Annotated in this window: 15 protein-coding genes; 5 read left to right on the top strand and 10 right to left on the bottom strand. The window is 64.2% G+C overall.

What is annotated here, in order from left to right; genetic code table 11:
* Positions 1 to 220: 220 nt before the first annotated feature.
* The 3 genes from ACWHXP_RS10850 to ACWHXP_RS10860 form a co-directional block, all read right to left on the bottom strand.
* Entirely contained in the window at positions 221 to 676 is a 456-nt protein-coding gene (locus tag ACWHXP_RS10850; RefSeq protein WP_034336500.1) for an Hsp20 family protein, read from the bottom strand.
* Positions 677 to 834: 158 nt separating this feature from the next.
* Positions 835 to 1,452: an FMN-dependent NADH-azoreductase gene (locus ACWHXP_RS10855; RefSeq protein ID WP_489625244.1), complete on the bottom strand. Its 618-nt coding sequence runs from the start codon at positions 1,450 to 1,452 to the stop codon at positions 835 to 837.
* Positions 1,449 to 1,934 carry a GNAT family N-acetyltransferase gene (locus ACWHXP_RS10860; RefSeq protein ID WP_489625243.1) on the bottom strand — a complete coding sequence of 162 codons (486 nt, stop codon included), beginning with the start codon at positions 1,932 to 1,934 and terminating at the stop codon, positions 1,449 to 1,451. The genes ACWHXP_RS10855 and ACWHXP_RS10860 overlap by 4 nt, the downstream gene beginning before the upstream one ends.
* A gap of 96 nt (positions 1,935 to 2,030) precedes the next feature.
* Here ACWHXP_RS10860 and pdxR point away from each other — a divergent pair, with 96 nt between their 5' ends.
* Positions 2,031 to 3,503, top strand: coding sequence for a MocR-like pyridoxine biosynthesis transcription factor PdxR (gene pdxR, locus ACWHXP_RS10865; RefSeq protein WP_489633864.1), 1,473 nt, complete (start codon positions 2,031 to 2,033; stop codon positions 3,501 to 3,503).
* 98 nt (positions 3,504 to 3,601) lie between these two features.
* On the top strand, positions 3,602 to 4,054 hold the full coding sequence (locus ACWHXP_RS10870; protein WP_134135111.1) for a carboxymuconolactone decarboxylase family protein: 453 nt from the start codon (positions 3,602 to 3,604) through the stop codon (positions 4,052 to 4,054).
* A 16-nt stretch (positions 4,055 to 4,070) separates the two neighbouring features.
* On the opposite strand, the gene ACWHXP_RS10875 is transcribed toward ACWHXP_RS10870, so the two are convergent.
* Complete coding sequence (locus ACWHXP_RS10875) at positions 4,071 to 4,916, bottom strand: LysR family transcriptional regulator (RefSeq protein ID WP_134135110.1); 846 nt, start codon at positions 4,914 to 4,916, stop codon at positions 4,071 to 4,073.
* 152 nt (positions 4,917 to 5,068) lie between these two features.
* Between ACWHXP_RS10875 and ACWHXP_RS10880 the strand changes: the two genes are divergently transcribed.
* Both ACWHXP_RS10880 and ACWHXP_RS10885 read left to right on the top strand, forming a co-directional pair.
* Positions 5,069 to 5,452 (top strand): tautomerase family protein, encoded by a 384-nt coding sequence (locus tag ACWHXP_RS10880; protein ID WP_489633863.1) that lies wholly within the window; start codon positions 5,069 to 5,071, stop codon positions 5,450 to 5,452.
* Between the two features lie 80 nt (positions 5,453 to 5,532).
* Positions 5,533 to 6,639, top strand: a complete 1,107-nt coding sequence (locus ACWHXP_RS10885) for an MBL fold metallo-hydrolase (RefSeq protein WP_489625239.1) — start codon at positions 5,533 to 5,535, stop codon at positions 6,637 to 6,639.
* 109 nt (positions 6,640 to 6,748) lie between these two features.
* Here ACWHXP_RS10885 and ACWHXP_RS10890 read toward each other — a convergent pair whose 3' ends face one another.
* The 5 genes from ACWHXP_RS10890 to ACWHXP_RS10910 all read right to left on the bottom strand — a co-directional run bounded on the left by ACWHXP_RS10890 (position 6,749) and on the right by ACWHXP_RS10910 (position 11,355).
* Complete coding sequence (locus ACWHXP_RS10890) at positions 6,749 to 7,945, bottom strand: aminotransferase-like domain-containing protein (RefSeq protein ID WP_039786579.1); 1,197 nt, start codon at positions 7,943 to 7,945, stop codon at positions 6,749 to 6,751.
* Positions 7,946 to 8,030: 85 nt separating this feature from the next.
* The gene (locus ACWHXP_RS10895; RefSeq protein ID WP_039786637.1) at positions 8,031 to 8,489 is read right to left on the bottom strand and encodes a RidA family protein; all 459 of its coding nucleotides are present in this window, start codon (positions 8,487 to 8,489) and stop codon (positions 8,031 to 8,033) included.
* A gap of 200 nt (positions 8,490 to 8,689) precedes the next feature.
* A complete protein-coding gene (locus tag ACWHXP_RS10900; RefSeq protein WP_121039282.1) occupies positions 8,690 to 9,613 on the bottom strand; it encodes a DMT family transporter in 924 nt (307 codons plus the stop codon).
* A 60-nt stretch (positions 9,614 to 9,673) separates the two neighbouring features.
* Positions 9,674 to 10,273 carry a LysE family translocator gene (locus ACWHXP_RS10905; RefSeq protein ID WP_310835306.1) on the bottom strand — a complete coding sequence of 200 codons (600 nt, stop codon included), beginning with the start codon at positions 10,271 to 10,273 and terminating at the stop codon, positions 9,674 to 9,676.
* Complete coding sequence (locus ACWHXP_RS10910; protein WP_489625237.1) at positions 10,270 to 11,355, bottom strand: threonine dehydratase; 1,086 nt, start codon at positions 11,353 to 11,355, stop codon at positions 10,270 to 10,272. The genes ACWHXP_RS10905 and ACWHXP_RS10910 overlap by 4 nt, the downstream gene beginning before the upstream one ends.
* A gap of 166 nt (positions 11,356 to 11,521) precedes the next feature.
* Here ACWHXP_RS10910 and ACWHXP_RS10915 point away from each other — a divergent pair, with 166 nt between their 5' ends.
* Entirely contained in the window at positions 11,522 to 13,018 is a 1,497-nt protein-coding gene (locus tag ACWHXP_RS10915) for an aminotransferase-like domain-containing protein (protein WP_134222015.1), read from the top strand.
* Between the two features lie 52 nt (positions 13,019 to 13,070).
* On the opposite strand, the gene ACWHXP_RS10920 is transcribed toward ACWHXP_RS10915, so the two are convergent.
* On the bottom strand, positions 13,071 to 21,038 hold the full coding sequence (locus tag ACWHXP_RS10920) for a beta strand repeat-containing protein (RefSeq protein ID WP_489635860.1): 7,968 nt from the start codon (positions 21,036 to 21,038) through the stop codon (positions 13,071 to 13,073).
* Positions 21,039 to 21,183: the final 145 nt, after the last annotated feature.

Here is a 21,183-nt window from a genome sequence, read left to right on the forward strand (position 1 = left end):
TTGCTCCTGTGCCAATTTGTTTTGAGCAGCTGGTCCGGCGTACGGGCGCGCCGGGTCGTGAGCGGTGACTGAAGTACGGTGAAGTGTGTAACGTAACCAAGCAGGTAACTGTCGTCAATCACAACCGTGGTGACGCACGCAAAAAACCGCCCGGTGAGACGGGCGGTTGATGGAAGTGCGGCCTTGCAGACGAAGGCCGCACCCTGCTGCAGTGAAGCGATCAGGCAGCGCGTTCCAGGCGCTGGACGTTGCTGTCCTCGGCGGCACCGATTTCGATCTTGCGCGGCTTCAGTGCTTCGGGGATTTCACGGACCAGCTCGATGTTGAGCAGGCCGTTTTCCAGATTGGCACCGACCACCTTGATGTGGTTGGCCAGCTGGAAGCGCTGTTCGAAGTCACGGGCGGCGATGCCACGGTGCAGGAAGTTGACCTGCTTGTCTTCCTTCTGCTTGCGGCCGGTGATCTTGAGGGTTTCGTTTTCGGTCTCGATGTCGATTTCGCTGCGGGCGAAACCAGCCACGGCCATGGTGATCCGGTATTTGTCCTCGGCCACCAGTTCGATGTTGTACGGCGGATAGCTGGGCTGATCAGCGCGCTGGGCGTTGTCGAACATCTGGGCCAGGCGATCGAAGCCGATAGCGGTACGGTACAGGGGGGAGAGATCAAAAGTACGCATAAAAATATCCTTTCAGTTAAGCGATGTTTTCGTCGCAGACCTCAACGTCGAGCATCTGCTGGTACCGATCTAGGGATGGGGATTTTGGTTTTCAAGGGATTTTTTTCGAAAAAAATCGAGCGAGCAGATCGCCCGTTTTTCCTTCAGGAAAAGTCCTGTCAGCCCCTTGAAAATTGCCGATCCAGCTCCACAGCAACACGCTCGCGCTCGTTGCGTACCGCCTGCGCGCCCGCAGCCAGGCCCTCCATCACGGTAAAGCGCAGGTCATGCAGACCGATGGTCGCCAGCGCCACCTTCAGATAGGGCGTAAGGAAATCCGGCTGCCGTGCCGACGCGCCGGTGAAGCGCCCGCCGGAGACCACCGCCACATGCACCGGCCGGTCACGCAGCAGGCCCGCTTTGCCATCCGGGGTGATGGCAAAGGTCCGGCGCACCCGCACCACGTGATCGATCCACGCCTTCAGGACCGAGGGCGCGGTGTAGTTGTGCATGGGCGTGCCGATCACCACCTGGTCAGCCTGCTCCAGTTCTTCAATGAGACGGTCCGACAGGGCCAGCGTGCCCTGCCCCGCATCACTGCCGTCCAAGGCAAAGGGGGAGCCCAGCGCATCGGCATAGGCAGCATCGACATGCGCAATGCCGCTGGCGTAGAGGTCGCGCAGGATGACCTGTGCCTGTGGATGCTGTGCGCCCATGCGCTCGACGATCTGGCGCGACAGCCACCAGGCATTCGAAGCCTCCTGCCGCGGCGAGGCAAGCAGCTGCAGGATCTTCATGCGACACCTCCGATGGTCTTGCCGAAGCGCAGCGCGCCAGTCAGCATGCCCTGGCGGAAATAGAAGCGCTGTGCCAGCGCATTGGCCATGCCGGTATCGAGCACCAGGCGGACACAGCCGGCCTGGGCCGCCACCTCCTCCATCGCAGCCAGCAGCCGTTCGCCCCAGCGCTTGCCGCGCTCAGTACTGGCGGCCACCAGGTCATCGACATAAAGGAAAGGACCATAGACCAGGTTCTCTTGAAAGCGATAACCGGCGAGCGCAACGACCTTTCCCCGATCCCAGGCGGCCAGGATGCGGTAACCCTGCGGGATGGCGCGGCCGATGCGCTGCAGGAACTCCTCGCTGTCGCGCAGGTGCGAACGCAGTTCGTGCATCACGGGAAAACAGGCCAGCTGGTCGGAGACTGTATCGGCGTGACGAAGCGCGTCGTCGGTGAGATGCCAGTGAGGCACAGGTGTGATCTCGGAAACTTGGTCCATGGTAGAAACTTCGATGCCATCAGAGTGGAAGGAGCTTCATCCTAATGAGCCGATGGCATAATCGGGAGATCCAAGAAATGACATTTCGACTGGTCCATGATTTCCCTGCCTCCCTCATCCTTGATCCGCCTCGACAGCAGCACCGGCGAAGCGTACTACCGCCAGATCTACGCACGCCTGCGCAGCGCCGTGGCTGACGGACTGCTGCGGCCGGGTGACCGCATTCCCTCGGCACGGGCACTGGCTGCGGAATTGGGATTGGCGCGCGGCACGGTGGAGGCCGCCTATTCGCTGCTGGCCGCCGAGGGCTACGTGGAGGCGCGCGGACAAGCCGGGACGGTCATTGCCGCCGGGGTCCGCCCGGCAGTGCAGGCAGCGGCCAGCAAGGCAACGGCGGCTCCTTCACGGACATCGCCGGTGGCCGCGCGCCATCCTCTCCTGCCGGAAGAGGGACAGGCCGAATCCAAAGGCCCGCGTCCCTTCCAGATGGGCATCCCGGCGCTGGACGCCTTTCCGCGCAAGATCTGGGCACGCCTGGCCGCACGCGCAGCGCGGGCCACGCAAGCCGCCGACATGCTCTATCCCTCCCCGGCCGGACTGATGGCGCTGCGAACGGAAATTGCGCGCTACCTGCAGTTGTCACGCGGTATCGATTGCCGGGCCGAACAGGTCTTCGTCACCTCCGGCTATCGCGACAGCCTGAACCTGATCACCCGCACCCTCCTCCAGCCGGGCGACAAGATCTGGGTGGAAGACCCCGGCTACGCCCCGACCGCCGCCCTGCTGCGCGAAGCCGGCATGCAGCTGGCCGGCGTGCCGGTAGACGGCGACGGCATGCAGGTCGAGTACGGACTGCGCCATGCAGCCCGCGCACGCGCCGCCGTGGTCACGCCGGCGCATCAGAGCCCGACTTGCGTGGCCCTGTCGCTGCCGCGCCGCCTGGCCTTGCTGGAATGGGCGGCGCGTGAACAGGCATGGATTGTGGAAGATGACTACGACGGCGAATACCGCTACGTCAGCCGGCCCTTGCCCGCACTCAAGAGCCTGGACCGCGAGGACCGCGTCCTCTATGCCGGCACCTTCAGCAAGGTGCTGTTCCCGGCCATTCGCCTGGCCTACCTGGTGGTGCCGCAATCGCAGGTGGAGCGCTTCCGGCACAGTGCGCAGCTCTTCTCCGGAGCCGCGCCGGCCCTGACGCAGCATATCGTGGCCGACTTCATGGCCGAGGGGCATTTTGCCCGCCATATCCAGCGCATGCGGCGCCTGTATGCCCAGCGCCGCACCATGGCCATCGCCGGTCTGGAAGGCGTATTGCATTCCCATGTCCGGATCGATTCGCCGCCCGGCGGCATGCATCTGTTGTTGCGTCTGCAGGGCCGCCGCTCGGACCGGCTGCTGGCGGAAAAGATGCGCCAGCACGGCATGTTCAGCCGCGCCCTGTCGGAATGCCTGCTGGCACCGCGCCCCGGAGTGGCACCGATGATCATGCTCAGCTTCACCAACATCGACAGCCGCCGCCGTGCCGCCGAGCTGGCACGGCGCATCCTGCCCATGCTGGCACCGGCCTGACATGGACTAGTGCAAATCACCATTCTTGGCACTTATCGACTGGTCCATGCAGGTGCATGATGGCGACTCGTTTCCATCACATCCAGGAGCCAGTCCCCATGTCCGCCCGCATCGATCTCTACAAGAATGCCACCGCCGCCTACGACGGCCTGCTGGCCGTGAACCGTCATCTCAAGCAATGCAGCCTGCCCGCCGACCTGGTGGAGCTGGTGTTTTTGCGGGTGTCGCTGATCAACGGATGCGCCTACTGCATCGACAAGCATTCGCGTGACCTGCTCAGCAGCGGCATGCCGGTCGACAAGCTGGTGCTGGTCCCGGTCTGGCAGGAAGCCGGCGCGCTGTTTACGCCGCGCGAGCAGGCCGCGCTGGCCTGGGCCGAAGTGGTCACGCGCATCGACCAGACGGCCGCGCCGGATGCGGATTACCAGGCCGTGATCCAGCACTTCACCGCACAGGAGTACAGCGAACTGACCATCGCCATCGCGCTGATGAATGCCATGAACCGGCTGGCCATTCCCGGCCGCATGCAGCCACAGGCAGCGCGCACCTGAGACACCATCGCGGGCCTCAGACCGACTTCAAGGCCGCCACCAGCGTGCGCAGCGCACTCTGCAAGCGCGGCTCCTTGAGCCGGGCATGCAGCCTTACCTGGGCCAGCGGCAGCTTGGGCAAGCCCAGGCGCTCGCCCACGTCCACCGCGCCGGACGGAGCGCTGCGGTGGAGCAGCGCCGACACCGCCAGACCCGCACTGACCGCCGCCCCCACCGCCAGAATGCCGCCACCGACGAAGACCTCCACCCACGGGATCCCCGCCGCATCGAGCCGCCGCAAGGACAGCTCGCGGATGCGGCAGGCCGAGGAAAACGTCGCCACCCGCAAGGCCGGACCGGCCCAGCATTGCGCATCGGGATGGGCGAACCAGCCGATGCGCTCTTCCATGACCAGCTTGCCGCCCTTGTCCTGCGGTTCGCGGCGCACGATGACGGCATCGAGCTCGCCGCGCTCATAGGCTGGCATCAGGTCATGCGAGGAACCCACGCGTACCTCCACCACCACGCCGGGATCGACCGCGTGGACCTGCGCCAGCGCACGCGGCAAGGTGGCGCCGGCCACGTGGTCGCTGATGCCGACCGAGAAGCGGACCGGCCCCTGGTCCAGTTGTTCCAGCGCGCGCTCATGCGCGGCCAGCAGGCTGCGTGCGGCCGGCAGGAACTGCTGCCCTTCGGCCGACAGGCGCACCTGGCGCGGCGTGCGTTCCAGCAGGCGACGGCCCAGCCGCTGCTCCAGCTTCTTGAGCTTGAAGCTGATGGCCGATTGCGTGCTGTCCAGCGCTTCGGCCGCACGGGTGAAGCTTTGCAGGTCGGCGGCCAGCACGAAAGCCTGGACGGCGTCCAGATCCAGCGGTTTATCCATGGTGAAGGGTCCTCACGGTCCGAAATCCATGATGATGAATTTCAATCATTGAAATCATCAATCAGTGGTTTTTCAAATGATTGCACCAGCATAGCATGCAAGGCATGGAGTGAACGCGCTCCGCCATTTCCATCACCCGCAAGGAGAACATCATGCCCCTGGTCCGCATTTCCGTATTGCGCGGCAAGTCCCGCAGCTATCGCCGCGCCATTGCCGACAACATCTACGAAGCCCTGCGCGAGAGTTTCAATGTGCCCGAGGAAGACCGCTTCATGGTCATCACCGAGCATGATCCGGAAGACCTGATCTTCAGCCGCAGCTACATGGGCATGGCGCGCACGGATGACTTCGTGCTGATCCAGCTGACGGTCAGCAATACCCGCACCCAGGCCCAGAAGAATGCGCTCTACGCCGCCATCGTGGCGCGCCTGCAGCAGAACCCCGGCATCGGGCCGGATGACGTGATGATCAGCCTGGTCGAGGGCGACAAGGGGAACTGGTCATTCGGGCGCGGGCTGGCACAGTACGTGATGTAGCACGCACCGGCTGCAGGCCGCGCTGCGGCCTGCTAGGATGTCGCTCATCGTCATCACTGCGCGGCAGCCGCGCCTCTTCCATGCCCCCTGCGACATCCTGCCTGCGGCAGCCTTTGCGACACCTCACCCGTGGCCTGGCGGTCGTGCTGCTGGCGGCCGGGCTGACTGCCTGCTCTTCCTCCAGCAAGTACTACGATCCCAACAAGAGCAATCGCACCGAGACGGGGTTTCGCAACAACTACCCACAGCCCGAACGCGGTTCCCTCTTGAAATGGCAGTGGGAGCGCCTGACCCAGGGCCTGCCCAAGCCGCCCGAAAACAATTACCAGTTCCCCGTCGTCAAGCCTGACCTCGCCTGGTTGAAGGCCAACCACGGCAGTCCCAGCGTGACCTGGATCGGCCATGCCACGGCGCTGGTGCAACTGGGCGGCAAGAACGTGCTGACCGATCCGATGTTCTCGCAGCGGGCCTCGCCCTTCTCCTTCATCGGACCGTCGCGCAAGGTGCCGCTGCCGGTACAGATCAGCGAGCTGCCGCATATCGACGTGGTGGTGATCTCGCACAACCACTACGACCATCTGGACCAGGCGAGCGTGGAGCAACTAAATCTTCAGGCGGGCGGACCGCCGCTGTTTCTGGTGCCGCTGGGGGTGCGTGACTGGTTCCTGTCGCGGGGCATCACCAACGTGAAGGAAATGGACTGGTGGGACAAGACCGTGATGGACAACCTGGACATCTACTTCGTCCCGGCCACGCACTGGTCGGCGCGTGGCGTGTTCGACCGTTCAGAGACCTTGTGGGGTGGCTGGGTCATCCAGGCGGCGGCGCAGCAAGCGGGTGCCGAGCCCTTCTCGGTCTATTTTGCGGGGGATACCGGCTATTCGAAGGACTTCCGCGACATCGGCGAACGCTTCGGCCGATTCGATTTGGCGCTCATCCCCATCGGGGCCTACGCGCCGCGCTGGTTCATGCAGAACCAGCACGTGGACCCGGCCCAGGCCGTATTGATCCATGAGGACGTGCGGGCCAAGCGATCGGTCGCCATTCACTGGGGTACCTTCGAGTTGGCCGACGATCCGCTCGACGAGCCGCCCAAGGAACTGGCCAAGGCCCTGCGTGAGGCGGGGTTGCCGCAGGAGCAGTTTGTTGCGCTCAAGCATGGGGAGACGCTCAAGCTGGATCAGTGAATCAAGGAGTGCATCAACAACAAGGCCCGCATCGTTTCCGATGCGGGCCTTGGGAAGCATGCGATAGCGAAAACGCGCTACGGCTGCAGTGTGAACCGGGCTGAGCTGATTACAGCTTGGAAGCGATCAGCTTGCCCAGGCGCTCCACACCGGCGCGGATCTGCTCCGGCGGCACGGTCACGAAGGACAGGCGCAGCGTGTTCTTCTGCGCCACGTTGGCATAGAACGGTGCGCCGGGGACGAAGGCGACCTTTTCCTGTTCCACTGCTTCGTTCAACAGCGCGCTGGCATCGAGGTGCTCGGGCAGCGTCACCCAGATGAACATGCCGCCTTCCGGCTTGCTCCAGCTGCAGCTGGCCGGGAAGTACTGTTGCAGCGCGTCCAGCATGGCCTGGCACTGGTCGCCATAGAGCTTGCGGATGGTCGGCACGTGCTGGTCCAGGAAACCATCCTTGATGGCTTCGTACACCACCATCTGGGTCAGCTGCGCAGTGTGCAGGTCGGTGGCTTGCTTGGCCTGCTCCATCTTCAGGATCAGCGGACGCGGCGCCACCACGTAGCCCAGGCGGATGCCGGGGGTCAGCACCTTGGAGAAGGAACCCATGTAGATCACGCCCGACGGATTCATCGACAGCATCTTGGGCAGCGGTGCATTCTGGTAGCTCAGGGCACCGTAGGGATCATCCTCGATCAGCGGCAGACCCAGGCGGGCACAGGTTTCCACCAGCTTGAAGCGGCGCTCGGTGGGCAGGGTGCGGCCGGTCGGGTTCTGGAAATTGGGCAGCGAATACAGCATGCGCGCACCACCGGCGATGGCTTCGATGGTCTCGGGTTGCAGGCCGAATTCGTCGCTGGGCACCGACTCGAACTTGGCACCATACAGCGAGAAGGCCTGCAGTGCGCCCAGGTAGCTGGGGGTCTCGACCAGCACCTTGCTGCCTTCGTCGATCATGACCTTGCCCAGCAGGTCCAGGCCTTGCTGCGATCCGGAGACCATCAGCACCTGTTCGGCGGTGATCTGTGCGCCATCGGTGGACAGCGACGCGGCGATCCATTCACGCAGCGGCAGGTAGCCATCGGTCGGGCCATATTGCAGGGCCATCTTGCCTTGCTGGCTCAGCACGCGGTCGAAGGCGGTCTTCATGTGCTCGACCGGGAAGGTCAGCGGCGACGGCAGGCCACCGGCGAAGGAGGTGATGTCGGGACGCATCGTCACCTTCAGGATTTCGCGGATGGCCGAGCTCTTCATGGCTTCGGCGCGCTGGGAGAACTGCCACTGCAGCGGTGCGGGATTTTCGAGTTTCATACGGGTCGTTCAGTCTGTGTTCGGTGTGTGAGGTCGTGGGGCCGGGCGGCTACTGTGGCCGCCACCGCCCTTTAATGCAAGGCGATCAGGCGATCTCGGCGATCATTTCGATTTCAACGCAAGCGCCCATGGGCAGCTGCGCCACGCCGAAGGCGGAACGAGCATGCTTGCCAGCGTCGCCGAAGACTTCGCCGATCAGCTCGGAAGCGCCATTGGTCACCAGGTGGTGTTCGGTGAATTCGCCGGTCGAATTGACCAGGCTCATCAGCTTGACGATGCGCTTGACGCGGGTCAGGTCGCCGCCACAGGCTGCCTGCAGGGTGGCGATCAGGTCCACCGCCACGGCGCGCGCGGCCAGCTTGGCGTCGTCGGTGCCGATGTCGCGTCCCAGCTGGCCGACCCATACCTTGCCATCCTTCTTGGCCAGGTGGCCGGAGAGGAAGACGGTATTGCCGGTTTGTGCATACATCACATAGGCTGCTGCCGGGGTGGCCACGGCGGGCAGTTCGATGTTCAGTGCTTTCAGCTTTTCATAGACGGACATGCGGTACTCCCTGTTGGACAGCGCCCGCTTGCGGCCAAAAGGCAAATGGCTCGCGCGTTGCGCGTTGACAAAATGTGAAAAAACAAGTGTTCGATTATCTCAAAAAACAGCCGCTTTAGCCCGACCCAGCTGAACTATTTCGGCTCGCAAACCCGGTCAGAGCTGCGTCAGCGGCTTGCCGCCCCCTGCCTGCGCGGCCTTCAGCGACGCACCGCCATGCGGCGGCCGATGGCCACCACCACGATCACGGCCAGGGCAAAGAGCATGTTGCTCGCATCCAGCGCCTCATGGGCGATCACCGCCGCGCCCAGCAGGCTCATGAAAGGTTGCAACAATTGCACCTGCCCCACCCGGGCGATGCCGCCCAGGGCCAGGCCCTTGTACCAGAAGAAAAAGCCGATGAACATCGAGAACAGCGATACGTAGGCAAAGGCCAGCCAGGCTGGCGACGAAGCGCTCACGCCGTACTGCCAGCCCAGCCACACCGACACCGGCAGCATCACCGGCAAGGCCACCACCAGCGCCCAGGCGATCACGTTCTGGCCGCCCATGGTCTGCGCCAGGCGTCCGCCTTCGGCATAGCCCATGGCCGCAGTGACCACGGCGGCAAAGAGCGCGAAATCAGCCAGATGGAAACTGCCGCCCCCTTCGCGCAGGGCAAAGGCGATCACGATGCCGGAGCCCGCCAGCGCGGCCAGCCAGAAACCTTTCGAAGGCCGCTCACCGAAGCGCAGCGCGCCGAACAGGGCCGTGGCCAGCGGCAGGAGGCCGACCACCACGGCACCATGGGCGGCCGGGACATAACGCATCGCAATCGAAGAAAACAGCGGGAAACCCACCACCACGCCCAGGGCAGTGATGATGAGGCCGCGCAATTGCTGCCGGGTCGGGCGCGGCGCCTTGATCCAGGCCAGCAGCGCCAGTGCGCAGACCCCTGCCACGACCGCGCGGCCGAACGCCACGAAGGCCGGGTTGAGCTCGGCCACCGCAATGCGCGTGAAGGGCAGCGTGAGGCTGAAGATGGCCACGCCGATCAGGCCCAGCCACATGCCGCGGCTTTCGTGACGGGCCGTGCCGGCGCCGGGCGCTGCTGCGGGGTGGCTGGTCTTGCTGCTGGCTTGCATGAAGTTCCCCTGAGGTCAAAACGCGTTATTGATATAAATGATTTCCATGTCCTGCCGCTGCTACAGCCAGATCGCCAGCGCCGAATAGAGTGTCAGCAGGATCATGACCGCCGCAAAGATCGCGCGCCACCGGGGCTGTTCGAGATAGCGCCGCAAGAGCGCACCGGCACCGGCCCACACCGACACGCAAGGCAGGTTGATGGCACAGAACACCGCACAGTAAATCAGGATGGCCAGCCATCCGGACTGCTTATGCAACAACGGCATGAAGGCCGAGGCGCCGGTGATGGCCATCACCCAGGCCTTGGGATTGGCGAACTGGAACATGGCGGCCGCCCGGAACGACATCGGCCGCACCGCCCGCTCACCCGCCCCGGAGACGGCCATGCGGCGCAACTGCCAGGCCAGGTAGAGCAGATAAGCGCAGCCCAGTGCCTTCAACAGCAGCACCACTTGCGGCACCGCCACCACCAGCTCGCCTATACCGAATGCGCATACGGCCAGCAGCACGCCGAAGCCGAAGGTGATGCCCAGCATGTGCGGCAGCGAGCGACGAAAGCCGAACCAGATGCCCGAGGAGGTCAGCATGATGTTGTTCGGCCCCGGCGTGATGGAGGAGACGAAGGCAAATGACATCAGCGGCAGCAAGGCTTCGATCATGCGTTTCTCCTTTGCGCGGCCTGCGCCAGCGACACCACCTGGGCCGGCGCCAGCAGTGCATCGGCGGCCGCACCGGGGCGCGCCAGGATACTGGCAAACACGTCATGGTCGACATTGCCGCCGGACAGCGTGACGCCGATCTTCTTGCCGCGCAGCCGCGTGCGCAGTTGCAGAGCGGCCGCCAGCGCACAGGCCCCCGCGCCTTCGGCCACGTTGTGGGTAGCGATGAAGGCCAGCTTCATGGCGTCCATCACTTCGTCATCGGTCACCGCGACGACCTCGTCAACCTCGGTAAGCATCACGTCCAGCGACGCCTGGTCCGGTACGCGACAGGCGACGCCATCGGCGATGCAGGTCGAGACCGGTGCCTCGATCTTGCGGCCCGCTTCGAACGAGAGCTTGTAGGCCAGCGCATGCGCCGAGACCACGCCGATGATGCGCGTCTTGAGCCCCAGTGCATTGCGGGCCGCGACCGCACCGCACATGCCCGAGCCCTGGCCGATGGGCACCAGCACCACGTCCAGCGCGGGCTGGGCGGCGAACAATTCCATCCAGTAGGTCGACACGCCCGCCACCAGGTCGCGATGGAAGGAAGGGATCATGTGCAGCTGCTGCTCGCAGGCCAGGCGCTGGGCGTGCTCGCGGCTATCCTGGAATTCGCGGCCGTGTTCGATCAGGTCGACGCCGAGGGCGCGCATGGCGGCGTTCTTCTCGCGGCTGTTGCCCTCGGGCACGACGATGGTGGCGGGAATGCCGAAGCGGCGCGCCGACAATCCGACCGACTGGCCGTGATTGCCGCGTGTAGCGGAAATGACGCCGGACAGTTGCGGCTGCTGCCGGGCCAGGTGATGCAGATAGACCATGCCGCCTCGCACCTTGAAGGCGCCGGTCGGTGCGTGATTCTCATGCTTGACCCACACCTCGGCACCCAGTGCCTGGTTCAGCAGCGGCCAGCACAGTTGCGGGGTCGGGGCCATGCCGGCATAGACGATGCCGGCCGCCTGCTCGATCTCGCCCAGGCCGGGCAACAGTTCGCTGGCAGTACGCGGGGCTTGGCTGGCTTGGATGGACAGGCTGGTCATGACAATGGTCTCCTCGAAAAGATGCGAAACAAGAGCACTGATCAACGTGTCACCCGGCACTTTGCCGCCAGGCCACTTACTCTTGCATTGGCTGACATCCTAGCCGACAATACCAGTACAGTACCTATACACTTTTCCAAATAGTTTCAAACATTGTCACGGTAAAATGACCAATACAGTCAAGCATCTGCGCAGCATCCCGGCCAAGACAGTTCCCGCGGACACCGCCCTCCCCGGCTGGCCCATGCTGGTGCGCGAGAGCGGCGAATCGCTGGTGGACCAGATCGTGCGCGGCGTGCGCGCCCGCATCGACGACAAGCTCCTGCGCGGCGGGGCACGCATGCCCTCGATCCGGCAGTTTGCGGATGCCCACGAGATCTCGCGCTTTACCGTGGTGGAAGCCTTTGACCGGCTGGTGGCCCAGGGTTACCTGGAGTCACGCCGGGGCTCGGGCTTCTTCGTCAAGGAACGGGTGGCCGTCGCCAACGGTTACGGCAACCTGGCGGCCCAGGCCGAAGCGGTGGCCGAGGCTGAGCGCGGGCTGGATGTGGTCTGGCTAGTGCGCAACATGTTCCGCCAGATGCCGCCGCACAAGATGCCCGGTGGCGGTCTGCTGCCGCCGGATTGGCTCGATGGCGAGCTGATCGCCAACGCCCTGCGCGCCATCAGCCGCGACAATCCTTCGCTGCTGCTGGGTTATGGGACGCCGCTGGGCTTCCTGCCGCTGCGCCAGCAATTGCAGCTGAAACTGGCCGAGCTGGAAATCGCCGCCGCGCCCGACCAGTTCGTGCTGACCACGGGCGTGACGCAAGCCATCGATACCGTGGCACGCCACTTCCTGCGGCCGGGCGACGTGATCTTCGTGGATGATCCGGCCTGGTTCCTGATGTTCGGCTCCTTTGCTGCACTGGGGGCCAAGATCGTCGGCATTCCGCGTCTGGCCGATGGCCCGGACATCGCCCAGCTGCGCGAACTGGCCGAGATCCACAAGCCCAAGCTGTACGTGATCAACTCGGTGCTGCACAACCCGACCTCGACCTCGCTGTCGGCCGCCAAGGCTTTCCAGGTGCTGCGCATCGCCGAGGAACATGACTTCATCATCGTCGAGGACGACATCTATTGCGACATGCATCCGGGTTCCGCCGTGCAGGCGGCCACCCGTATTGCGGCACTGGACCAGCTGCAGCGGGTGATCTATCTGGGGGGATTTTCCAAAACGCTGTCGGCCAACCTGCGCGTGGGCTTCATCGCCACCTCGGCCGAACTGGCGCGCAGCCTGGCTGACCGCAAGCTGCTCTCGACGCTCACTACCGGCGAAATCGGTGAACGGGTGGCCTACCGGGTGCTCTCCGAAGGGCATTACCGCAAGCATGCGGAACGCCTGCGCGCGCGCTTGAACGGCGCGCGCGACAAGGTCATGCGCCAGCTGGAACGCATGGGCATGGAAGTGGGTGATCCGCCGCCCTGCGGCATGTTCCTGTGGGTCGATACCGGGCGCGATACCAACGTCATGACCGAAGAAGCGATGGAACAGGGATTCCTGCTGGCACCGGGCAGCCTGTTCTCGCCTGCGCAACTGCCTTCCACCCGCATGCGCATCAACGTCGCCGGGATGTCCGACCCCGGCATCTGGCGCTTCCTGGAAAAGGCGATGGACCGCTGACCATCGCCCTGTTCCCGCACGCAGCCCCGCTTCAGATCATCGTCACATCACATCAGGCAGTGACCAGGTGAATGCGGGCAATTTCCTGGTTGCTGGCGTTGTAGAAGGCATAGTCGGTCGTGCCGGGGAAGTAGACGTAATGGTCCGAGCCGTTGGCCATGATCTGCAAGCTCTCGGAAGTACTCATCTTGACCGTGAGGATCTTCGAGATGCCGCTGCCGGCCATGCCCATCTGACGCACATCGTCGGCCGTGATGATCACGTTGGTACCGCTGCCGGCACTGACGTCCAGCGTGGTGATGCCGGTGACCTTGCTGGAGAAGTTGCTCAGGTTCAGTGACGACCCCAGGTCCGCAAAGTGCAGCGTCGTGACCCCTGCGCCACCGCTGATGCTGTTGATGTTGGAGGTCCCGGTGGTCTGGTTGACCATGTCGCTCTGGGCCCCGGCCGAACTGTGCGAACCGGCGCTGACGTTGATCAGGTTGCTGCCGCTGCCGACCGTCACCGAATTGTGGCCGCCATCGACCACGTTGAACACATCAGTGCCCGAACTCGCGCCACCGCCACTCAGTACGTTGGTGGTCGACGTGCCGCGTGCCGACAGCACGTTGGCCGCGCTGTTGCCGGTCAGCGTGCTGTCCACGTTGGCACTGCCTTCCAGATTGGCAATGCCGACATAGCTGTCGCCGCCGGCGTCGCCGCCGCTGCCCCCCGCACCCGACACCAGGCTGGCCGTGATCGCGCTGCCGGTCGAATACAGGTAGCTGACCGTATCGCTGCCCCCTGCCCCGCCGTTGAAGACGTTGGCCGCGCTGTTGGCGTAGAAGGTATCGCTGCCGGCGCTGCCGGTCGCGTTCTGGATGTTGACGTAGGTATCCCCCGCCGCATAGCCGCCGCTGCCGGTGCCGTGATACAGGTCCACCACGACCGCCGTGCTGCCCGAGCGCGCGTAATTGACCGTGTTGTTGCCGGCCCCGCCATCAAAGGCGTTGGCCACGCTGCTGGCATAGAAGGTATCGTTGCCCGAGCCGCCGGTGAGGTTGGCGATGTTGGTGAAGGTATCGCCCACCGCATAGGTACCGGTCGCCGCCAGCGTATTGGTGAGGTCCACCGTCACGCCGCCGGTATCGTACTCGTAGCTGACCGTATCGACCCCGCCGCTGCCGCCATCGAACTTGTTGGCCTGGGTGCTGGCCTTGAACAGATCGCTGGAGGCGCTGCCGATGACGTTGTCGATGTTGACCAGGATATCGCCCTGGGCGTCGCCGCCGGTGCCGGTACCGTTCTTGAGGTCGATGGTCACCGCCGCTCCCGAACCGGCATAGGAGGCATAAGTGAAGGCGCGATTGGCCAGCACCGCCGTAATGGTGTCGGCCCCGCCGCCGCCTTCCAGCACGGACTGCGTCCCCACCGAGGCAAAGCCGGTCAGCGTGTCGTTTTGGGCACTGCCGACCACGTTCTCGATGGCGGTGTAAGTGTCGCCCTGCGCGTAGTTGCCGCTGCCCACGCCGGTGGACAGGTTCACCGTCACGCCGGTGCTGTCGCTGCTGGTGGAGAGCGAATAGTTGACCGTATCGGAACCACCCGCGCCGCCGTTGAACTTGTTGGCATTGGCGCTGGCGAAGAAGGTGTCGTTGAGACTGCTGCCGATGACGTTGTCGATGTTGAACAGCGTATCGCCCTGGGCATCGCCACCGGTGCCGGTACCGGCCTGCAGGTTGATGCTCACACCCGCTGACGAACCGGCATACGAGGCGTAGGTGTCGGCACGGTTGGCCACCACCGCAGTGAGGCTGTCGGCCCCCTGGCCGCCGGTCAGCACCGAAGTGACGCCGGCCGTCGCGTAACCGGTCAGGGTATCGGCCCAGGCGCTGCCGATCACGTTCTGGATGTTGGCATAGGTATCGCCCTGGGCGTAGTTGCCGCTGCCGATACCGGTCGAAAGATTCACCGTCACGCCGGTGGAGCCGTTGCTGCTCGGCGTACCCGCATAGCTGACCGTATTGGAACCAGCGCCGCCGTCCAGGAAGTTCACTGCCTGGCTGGCCACGATGGTGTCGTTGCCGCTGCCGCCGGTGGCATCCTGGATGTTGGCGTAAGTATCGCCGTTGGCCAGGCTGCCCGTGCCGCCGCTGCCGGTACCGGTGAGCAGGTTGATGGTTTCATCGGCGGTCGAGTTGACGTAGCTCACGCGGTTGTGCAGCGAACCGGTGCCGCCATCGAGCGCGTTGGCCGCCGCGCTGGCGATGAAGACGTCATCGGCGGTACCGCCGGTGGCGTCCTGGATGTTGGTGTAGGTATCGCCGTCGGCCAGGCTGTTCGCGCCACCGCTGCCGGTGCCGTTGAACAGGTTGATGGTTTCCGAGACAGCCGAGGTGCTGTAGTTGACGCGGTTGTGGGTGCCGCCACCGCCATCGAATTTGTTGGCCGCGCTGTTGCCGTAGAAGGTGTCGTTGCCGCCACCACCGGTGACATCCTGGATGTTGATGTAGGTATCGCCATTGGCCAGGCTGCCCGTGCCGCCACTGCCGGTGCCGGTGACCAGGTTCACGGTTTCGTCGGCGCTGGAATTGGCATAGCTGACCAGGTTGTGCGAGGTCGACGTACTGGTACCGCCGTCGAAGAAGTTGGCCGCGCTGTTGGCGATGAAGACGTCATCGGCCGAGCCGCCCGTGACATCCTGGATGTTGGCATAGGTATCGCCATTGGCCAGGCTATTTGCGCCACCGCTGCCGGTGCCGTTGAACAGGTTGACCGTTTCAGCCACGGTGGAGCTGCTGTAGTTGACGCGGTTGTGGCTGCCGCCACCGCCATCGAAGAAGTTGGCGGCCGTCGTACCGTAGAAGGTGTCATTGCCGCTGCCACCGGTCACGTCCTGAATGTTGGTGTAGGTATCGCCATTGGCCAGGCTGTTGGTGCCGCCGCTGCCGGTGCCTGCGATCAGGTTGACGGTTTCATCGGCCGTGGAGTTGGAATAATTGACCCGGTTGTGCGTGCCGCCACCGCCATCAAAATTGTTGGACGCGCTGTTGCCGTAGAAGGTGTCGTTGCCACTGCCACCGGTCGCATCCTGGATGTTGGTGTAGGTGTCGCCGGCGGCAAGCGTGCCGCTGCCCAGTCCCGTGAAGAGGTTGATGGTTTCGTCAGCTGCGGAGTTGACATAGCTGACGCGGTTGTGCGAACTGGCCGTGCTGGTGCCGCCATCGAAATAGTTGGCCGCCGCGCTGGCCACGAAGAGATCGTCAGCCGAACCGCCGGTGGCGTCCTGGATGTTGGTGTAGGTGTCGCCATTGGCCAGGCTGCCGGTGCTGCCCGTGCCATTGCCGGTGAACAGGTTGATCGTCTCCGCGACGGTGGAGGTACTGTAGCTGACCCGGTTGTGGCTGCCGCCGCCGCCATCGAAATTGTTGGCGGCAGTGTTGCCGTAGAAGGTGTCGTTGCCACCGCCGCCGGTGACGTCCTGAATGTTGACGTAGGTGTCGCCATTGGCCAGGCTGCCGGTGCCGCCACTGCCCAGTCCGGTCACCAGGTTGACGGTTTCGTCAACGGTGGAATTGGTATAGCTCACCCGGTTGTGCAACGAGCCGGTGCCGCCATCGAAATTGTTGGCCGCCGCGCTGGCCGTGAAGACGTCATCGGCGGTACCGCCGGTCACGTCCTGGATGTTGGTGTAGGTATCGCCATTGGCCAGGCTGCCGGTGCTGCCCGTGCCGGTCCCGGTGAACAGGTTCACCGATTCGGAGACGGTGGAACCGCTGTAGTTGACCCGGTTGTGGCTGCCGCCACCGCCATCGAAACGGTTTGCCACGGCATTGCCGTAGAACGTGTCGTTGCCGCTGCCGCCGGTAGCGTCCTGGATGTTGGTGTAGGTATCGCCTGCGGCCAGGCTGCCGGTACCGCCACTCCCCTGGCCGGTGATCAGGTTGACCGTTTCATCGACACTGGAATTGGCATAGCTGACGCGGTTGTGCGTGCCGCCGCTGCCATCGAAATTGTTGGCCGCGGCATTGGCGATGAAGGTGTCATCGGCGCTGCCGCCGGTCACGTCCTGGATATTGACGTAGGTGTCGCCATTGGCCAGGCTGCCCGTACCGCCCGTGCCCACGCCATTGAACAGGTCTACGGTCTCGGCCACGGTCGAGTTGACGTAGCTCACGCGATTGTGCGAACTGGACGTGCTGCTGCCGCCATCGATGAAGTTGGCAGCCACGTTGGCGATGATGAGGTCATCGCCCGAACCGCCGGTCACATCCTGGATGTTGGTGTAGGTATCACCCGCCGCATAGGTGCCGCTGCCGCTGCTGGTGAAGAGGTTGATGGTCTCGCTGGCGGTCGAGTGCGCATAGCTGACGCGGTTGTGCAGCGAGCCCGTGCCACCGTCGAAATTGTTGGCCGCGAGACTGGCGACGAAGGTGTCGTCGTAGATGCTGCCGGTGAGGTCCTGCACATTGACCAGCTTGTCGCCGGCCGCATAGCCACCGAAGGTGCCGCTGCCATTGCTGAAGCTCAGGTCCACCGTGACCGCGGCATCCGAGCTGGCATAGCTGACGCGGTTGTGCGAGCTGGCCGTACTGGTGCCGCCATCGATGCTGTTGGCTTCGCTGCTGGCGATGATCACATCGTCCAGCGCGGAGCCGATCACGTTCTGGATGCCGGTATAGGTATCGCCTGCGGCAAAGCCGCCACTGCCACTGCCGGTCACCAGGTTGACGGTGACGGCTGCCGTCGAGAAGGCGTAGCTGACCGTATTGGAACCGAGCCCGCCGGCAAAGACGTTGGTGTTGCTGTCGGCGATGAAGGTGTCATCGTAGGCCGAGCCGATCACGTTCTGGATGCCGCTGTAGGTATCTCCCCCCGCAAAGCCGTTGCTGCCGGTGCCATGGAACAGGTCCACGGTGACGCCGTTGCCGTCACTGGCCTTGGCGTAGCTGACCGTATTGGTGCCGCCCCCGCCGACGAAGTCGTTGGCCGCCAGGCTGGCGATGAAGGTGTCGTTGCCGGTGCTGCCGGTGACGTTCTGGATGTTGACGTAGGTATCGTTGTCGGCATAGCCGCCGCTGCCGCTGCCCAATACCAGGTCCACCGTGACCCCGGCGTTCGATGCGGCATAGCTGACCCGGTTCGAGCCGGCCCCGCCGTCGAAGTTGTTGGCTGCTGCACTGGCCACGAAGGTGTCATTGCCGACACCGCCGGTGAGGTCCTGGATGTTGGAGAGCTTGTCACCCTGCGCATAGCCACCGGATGTGCCGGTGCCATCGGTGAAGTTCAGGTCCACCGTCACTGCGGTGGTAGAGGCGGCATAGCTGACGCGGTTGTGGTTGGAGCCCGCGCCATCAAAGGTATTGGCGTCGGCGCTGGCCACGAAGGTGTCGTCGTAGGCGCTGCCGATCAGGTTCTGGATGTTGCTGAAGGAGTCGCCTGCGGCATAGTAGCCGCCGGTGCCGGTGCCAATCGCATTGGTCAGGTCCACCGTCACGCCACCGGTCGAGAAGATGTAGCTGACCGTGTTGGAGCCACCGCCGCCGTTGAAATTGTTGACGTCGGCGCTGGCAATGAAGGTGTCGTTGAAGGCGCTGCCGATCAGATTCTGGATATGTGCCAGCACGTCGCCCTGAGCATAGCCGCCGGAGGTGCCGGTGCCGTCGGTGTGGGTCAGGTCGACCGTCACTGCGGCATTGGAGTTGGCATAGCTGACCGTATCCGAACCGCCCAGTCCGCCGTTGAAATTGTTGGCGGCGGCACTGGCGATGAAGGTATCGGAGTAGGAGCTGCCGACGATGTTCTGGATGTTGGTGTAGGTATTGTTCTGCGCGTAGCCGCCGCTGCCGCTCATGGTGATCATGTTCACCGTGACCGCGCCGGTGGAGGCACCGTAGTTCACCGTATCGGAGCCACCGCTGCCGCCATCGAAGTGCACGCTGTCCACGCCGGCGATGAAGACGTCATCGAAGGCCGAGCCGACCGCATTCTGGATGTGGTTGTAAGTGTCGCCTTCAGCATAGCCGCCGGTGCCGCGTCCGGACACGAAGTTGATCGACACGCCGGCCGTCGAGCCGGCATAGCTGACGGTATCGCTGCCGCCGCTGCCGCCGTCGAAGCTGTTGGCGTCGGCGCTGCCGACGAAGGTATCGTTGAAGGCGGTGCCGATCACGTTCTGGATACGGACGTAGGTATCCCCCGCCGCCGCTCCGCCGCTGCCCACGCCGCTTTGCAGGTTGACGTTCACGCCGGCATTGGAGCTGGCGTAGGACACCGTATTGGAGCCCGATCCGCCATCAAAACGGTTGGCATCGCCACTGGCGACGAAGATGTCGTTGTAGTCGCTGCCGATGACGTTCTGGATATGTGTATAGGTATCGCCCTGCGCGTATCCGCCCGTGCCAGTGCCGGTGACCAGGTTGACTGTCACGGCACTGTTCGAGGAAGCGTATGACACTGTATCGGACCCGCCGCTGCCACCGTCCAGTCGATTGACCGCCGCGTTGGCGACGAAGGTATCGCTGAAGGCACTGCCGCGCAGGTTCTGGATGTTGCTCAGCTGGTCGCCCTGGGCATCGCCGCCGGTGCCGGTGCCGGTCACCAGGTTGACCGTCACGCCAGCCGATGACCCGGCATAGCTGGCCGTGTTGACATTGGTGCCGGTGCTGTTGACGCCGCCCACGATCTGGTCGGCACCCGCGCCGCCCTCGAAGAAGGTATTGCCGGTGCCGCCGATGAGGACGTCGTTGCCGGTGCCGCCATAGATCACGTCATTGGCGTTGCTGCCATAGACGGTCACGCCGCCATTGCCGGCATGGATCTCGTGCGGCAGGCCCTGGGCCGGCAGGACCAGTACCGGGTCGCCGGTGGCCGGATCGAGATAGCTCAGGTCGCCATAGCCGGTGGCATCCTTGATGGCCACGTGGCGCGTGTCGTTGAGGGTGAGCTGGCCATTGGAGGTGGCCACCACGGTACTGAAGCTCAGATCGAAGGCCTGGTGTACCGGTGAGGCTGAATTGGCTTCCACCGTACTGTACTGGAACTGTAACGGGAAGTCGGTCTGGCCGGCCGCCACCGTCATCTGGAAGCGTCCGCCCCCAAGGTCGGTACCGTTGACGATGGACATCCCCGCCGGCACGCCCGAGACCGTCACCGACAGCACCGTGCCATTGCCGGTGATGGTGACGTCGAACACCTTGATGAAGGTGCCGGCATTGTTGCCCGCCGCGTAGATGGTATGCACGCTGTCGGGCGCATTGATGACCTGGGTGCTGAACTGCAGCGGCAGGCCGGCGTCCGTCGCCGAGACCGGAATGCCGCCGCTGCCCAAGAGCGTGTCGCCGGTCTGCGTGGTGGTAGCCAGGTTGACCAGCTTGATCGCCATCGACGGTTGCGAGGGATCGACCACGATGGTGGACGGCTTGCTGCCCGGACGTTCCGGCGGCAGTTGCGGCTCCACCGGCTTGACCGGCGCTTCGTTGGCGTTGGGATTGGCGGTCTGCGCAATCACCGATTGCGGCTGGACCGGTTGCGTGGTCGGCTGCGACTGCGAGGCCGCTGCGGCGGCCGCCGTGCTGGTCACGGTTGAATGGCTGGTGTCGCCGGCCGTCAGCGGGCCGGTGGAATTGGCGGTCTTGCCGGTGCCGCTGCTGCTGGTCAGAGAGGCGGCGTTGTCACTGATGATCTGGGCGAACTGAGTCGCGCCTTCACTGCCGACGCTGGCCGAGTTGCGGTCCACCGTCACCTGCTGGGCCGGGGCCACGTTGGGCGCAGAGGCGACCGGATCGGAATTGAGCACGCGCGACTGGTCGTTCGGCTTGAGCGAGATCTTGCCCACGGTATCGAGCAGCTTGCCGGTATCGGCGCTGGTGTCGGCGAACCTGACCTTGGACTTGTCGTCCATGGCTTCCATGGCTCCGCCGGCCAGCACCACCTTGGTGCCGTCGGCCATGTGCAGCACCATGTCCACGTCGACCACCTGCACGTGCTGCACGGCCGCGCGGTTGGCGCTGACCTGGAAGCTGCCGGCCTGGTCGGGCATGACCACGCGCACGGGTCCTGCTACCTTGTCCGCGGAGTTCGCTTGTGATGAGCTTGCGGTTGCCATGTTTCCTCGCTATCGAAGATCGTTCGGATGTCGAATCTGAATCTGAATCTGAAACTGAATCTGGTTCGGGGTGATCCTG

It is taken from the genome of Herbaspirillum sp. Her2 (assembly GCF_057961375.1).

Excerpts from the sequence above, each read along its gene's own strand:
- ACWHXP_RS10850 (WP_034336500.1), bottom strand. The coding sequence starts at position 676 with ATGCGTACTTTTGATCTCTCCCCCCTGTACCGTACCGCTATCGGCTTC.
- ACWHXP_RS10855 (WP_489625244.1), bottom strand. The coding sequence starts at position 1,452 with ATGAAGATCCTGCAGCTGCTTGCCTCGCCGCGGCAGGAGGCTTCGAAT.
- ACWHXP_RS10860 (WP_489625243.1), bottom strand. The coding sequence starts at position 1,934 with ATGGACCAAGTTTCCGAGATCACACCTGTGCCTCACTGGCATCTCACC.
- pdxR (WP_489633864.1), top strand. The coding sequence starts at position 2,031 with ATGATTTCCCTGCCTCCCTCATCCTTGATCCGCCTCGACAGCAGCACC.
- ACWHXP_RS10870 (WP_134135111.1), top strand. The coding sequence starts at position 3,602 with ATGTCCGCCCGCATCGATCTCTACAAGAATGCCACCGCCGCCTACGAC.
- ACWHXP_RS10875 (WP_134135110.1), bottom strand. The coding sequence starts at position 4,916 with ATGGATAAACCGCTGGATCTGGACGCCGTCCAGGCTTTCGTGCTGGCC.
- ACWHXP_RS10880 (WP_489633863.1), top strand. The coding sequence starts at position 5,069 with ATGCCCCTGGTCCGCATTTCCGTATTGCGCGGCAAGTCCCGCAGCTAT.
- ACWHXP_RS10885 (WP_489625239.1), top strand. The coding sequence starts at position 5,533 with ATGCCCCCTGCGACATCCTGCCTGCGGCAGCCTTTGCGACACCTCACC.
- ACWHXP_RS10890 (WP_039786579.1), bottom strand. The coding sequence starts at position 7,945 with ATGAAACTCGAAAATCCCGCACCGCTGCAGTGGCAGTTCTCCCAGCGC.
- ACWHXP_RS10895 (WP_039786637.1), bottom strand. The coding sequence starts at position 8,489 with ATGTCCGTCTATGAAAAGCTGAAAGCACTGAACATCGAACTGCCCGCC.
- ACWHXP_RS10900 (WP_121039282.1), bottom strand. The coding sequence starts at position 9,613 with ATGCAAGCCAGCAGCAAGACCAGCCACCCCGCAGCAGCGCCCGGCGCC.
- ACWHXP_RS10905 (WP_310835306.1), bottom strand. The coding sequence starts at position 10,273 with ATGATCGAAGCCTTGCTGCCGCTGATGTCATTTGCCTTCGTCTCCTCC.
- ACWHXP_RS10910 (WP_489625237.1), bottom strand. The coding sequence starts at position 11,355 with ATGACCAGCCTGTCCATCCAAGCCAGCCAAGCCCCGCGTACTGCCAGC.
- ACWHXP_RS10915 (WP_134222015.1), top strand. The coding sequence starts at position 11,522 with ATGACCAATACAGTCAAGCATCTGCGCAGCATCCCGGCCAAGACAGTT.
- ACWHXP_RS10920 (WP_489635860.1), bottom strand. The coding sequence starts at position 21,038 with ATGCCCGACCAGGCCGGCAGCTTCCAGGTCAGCGCCAACCGCGCGGCC.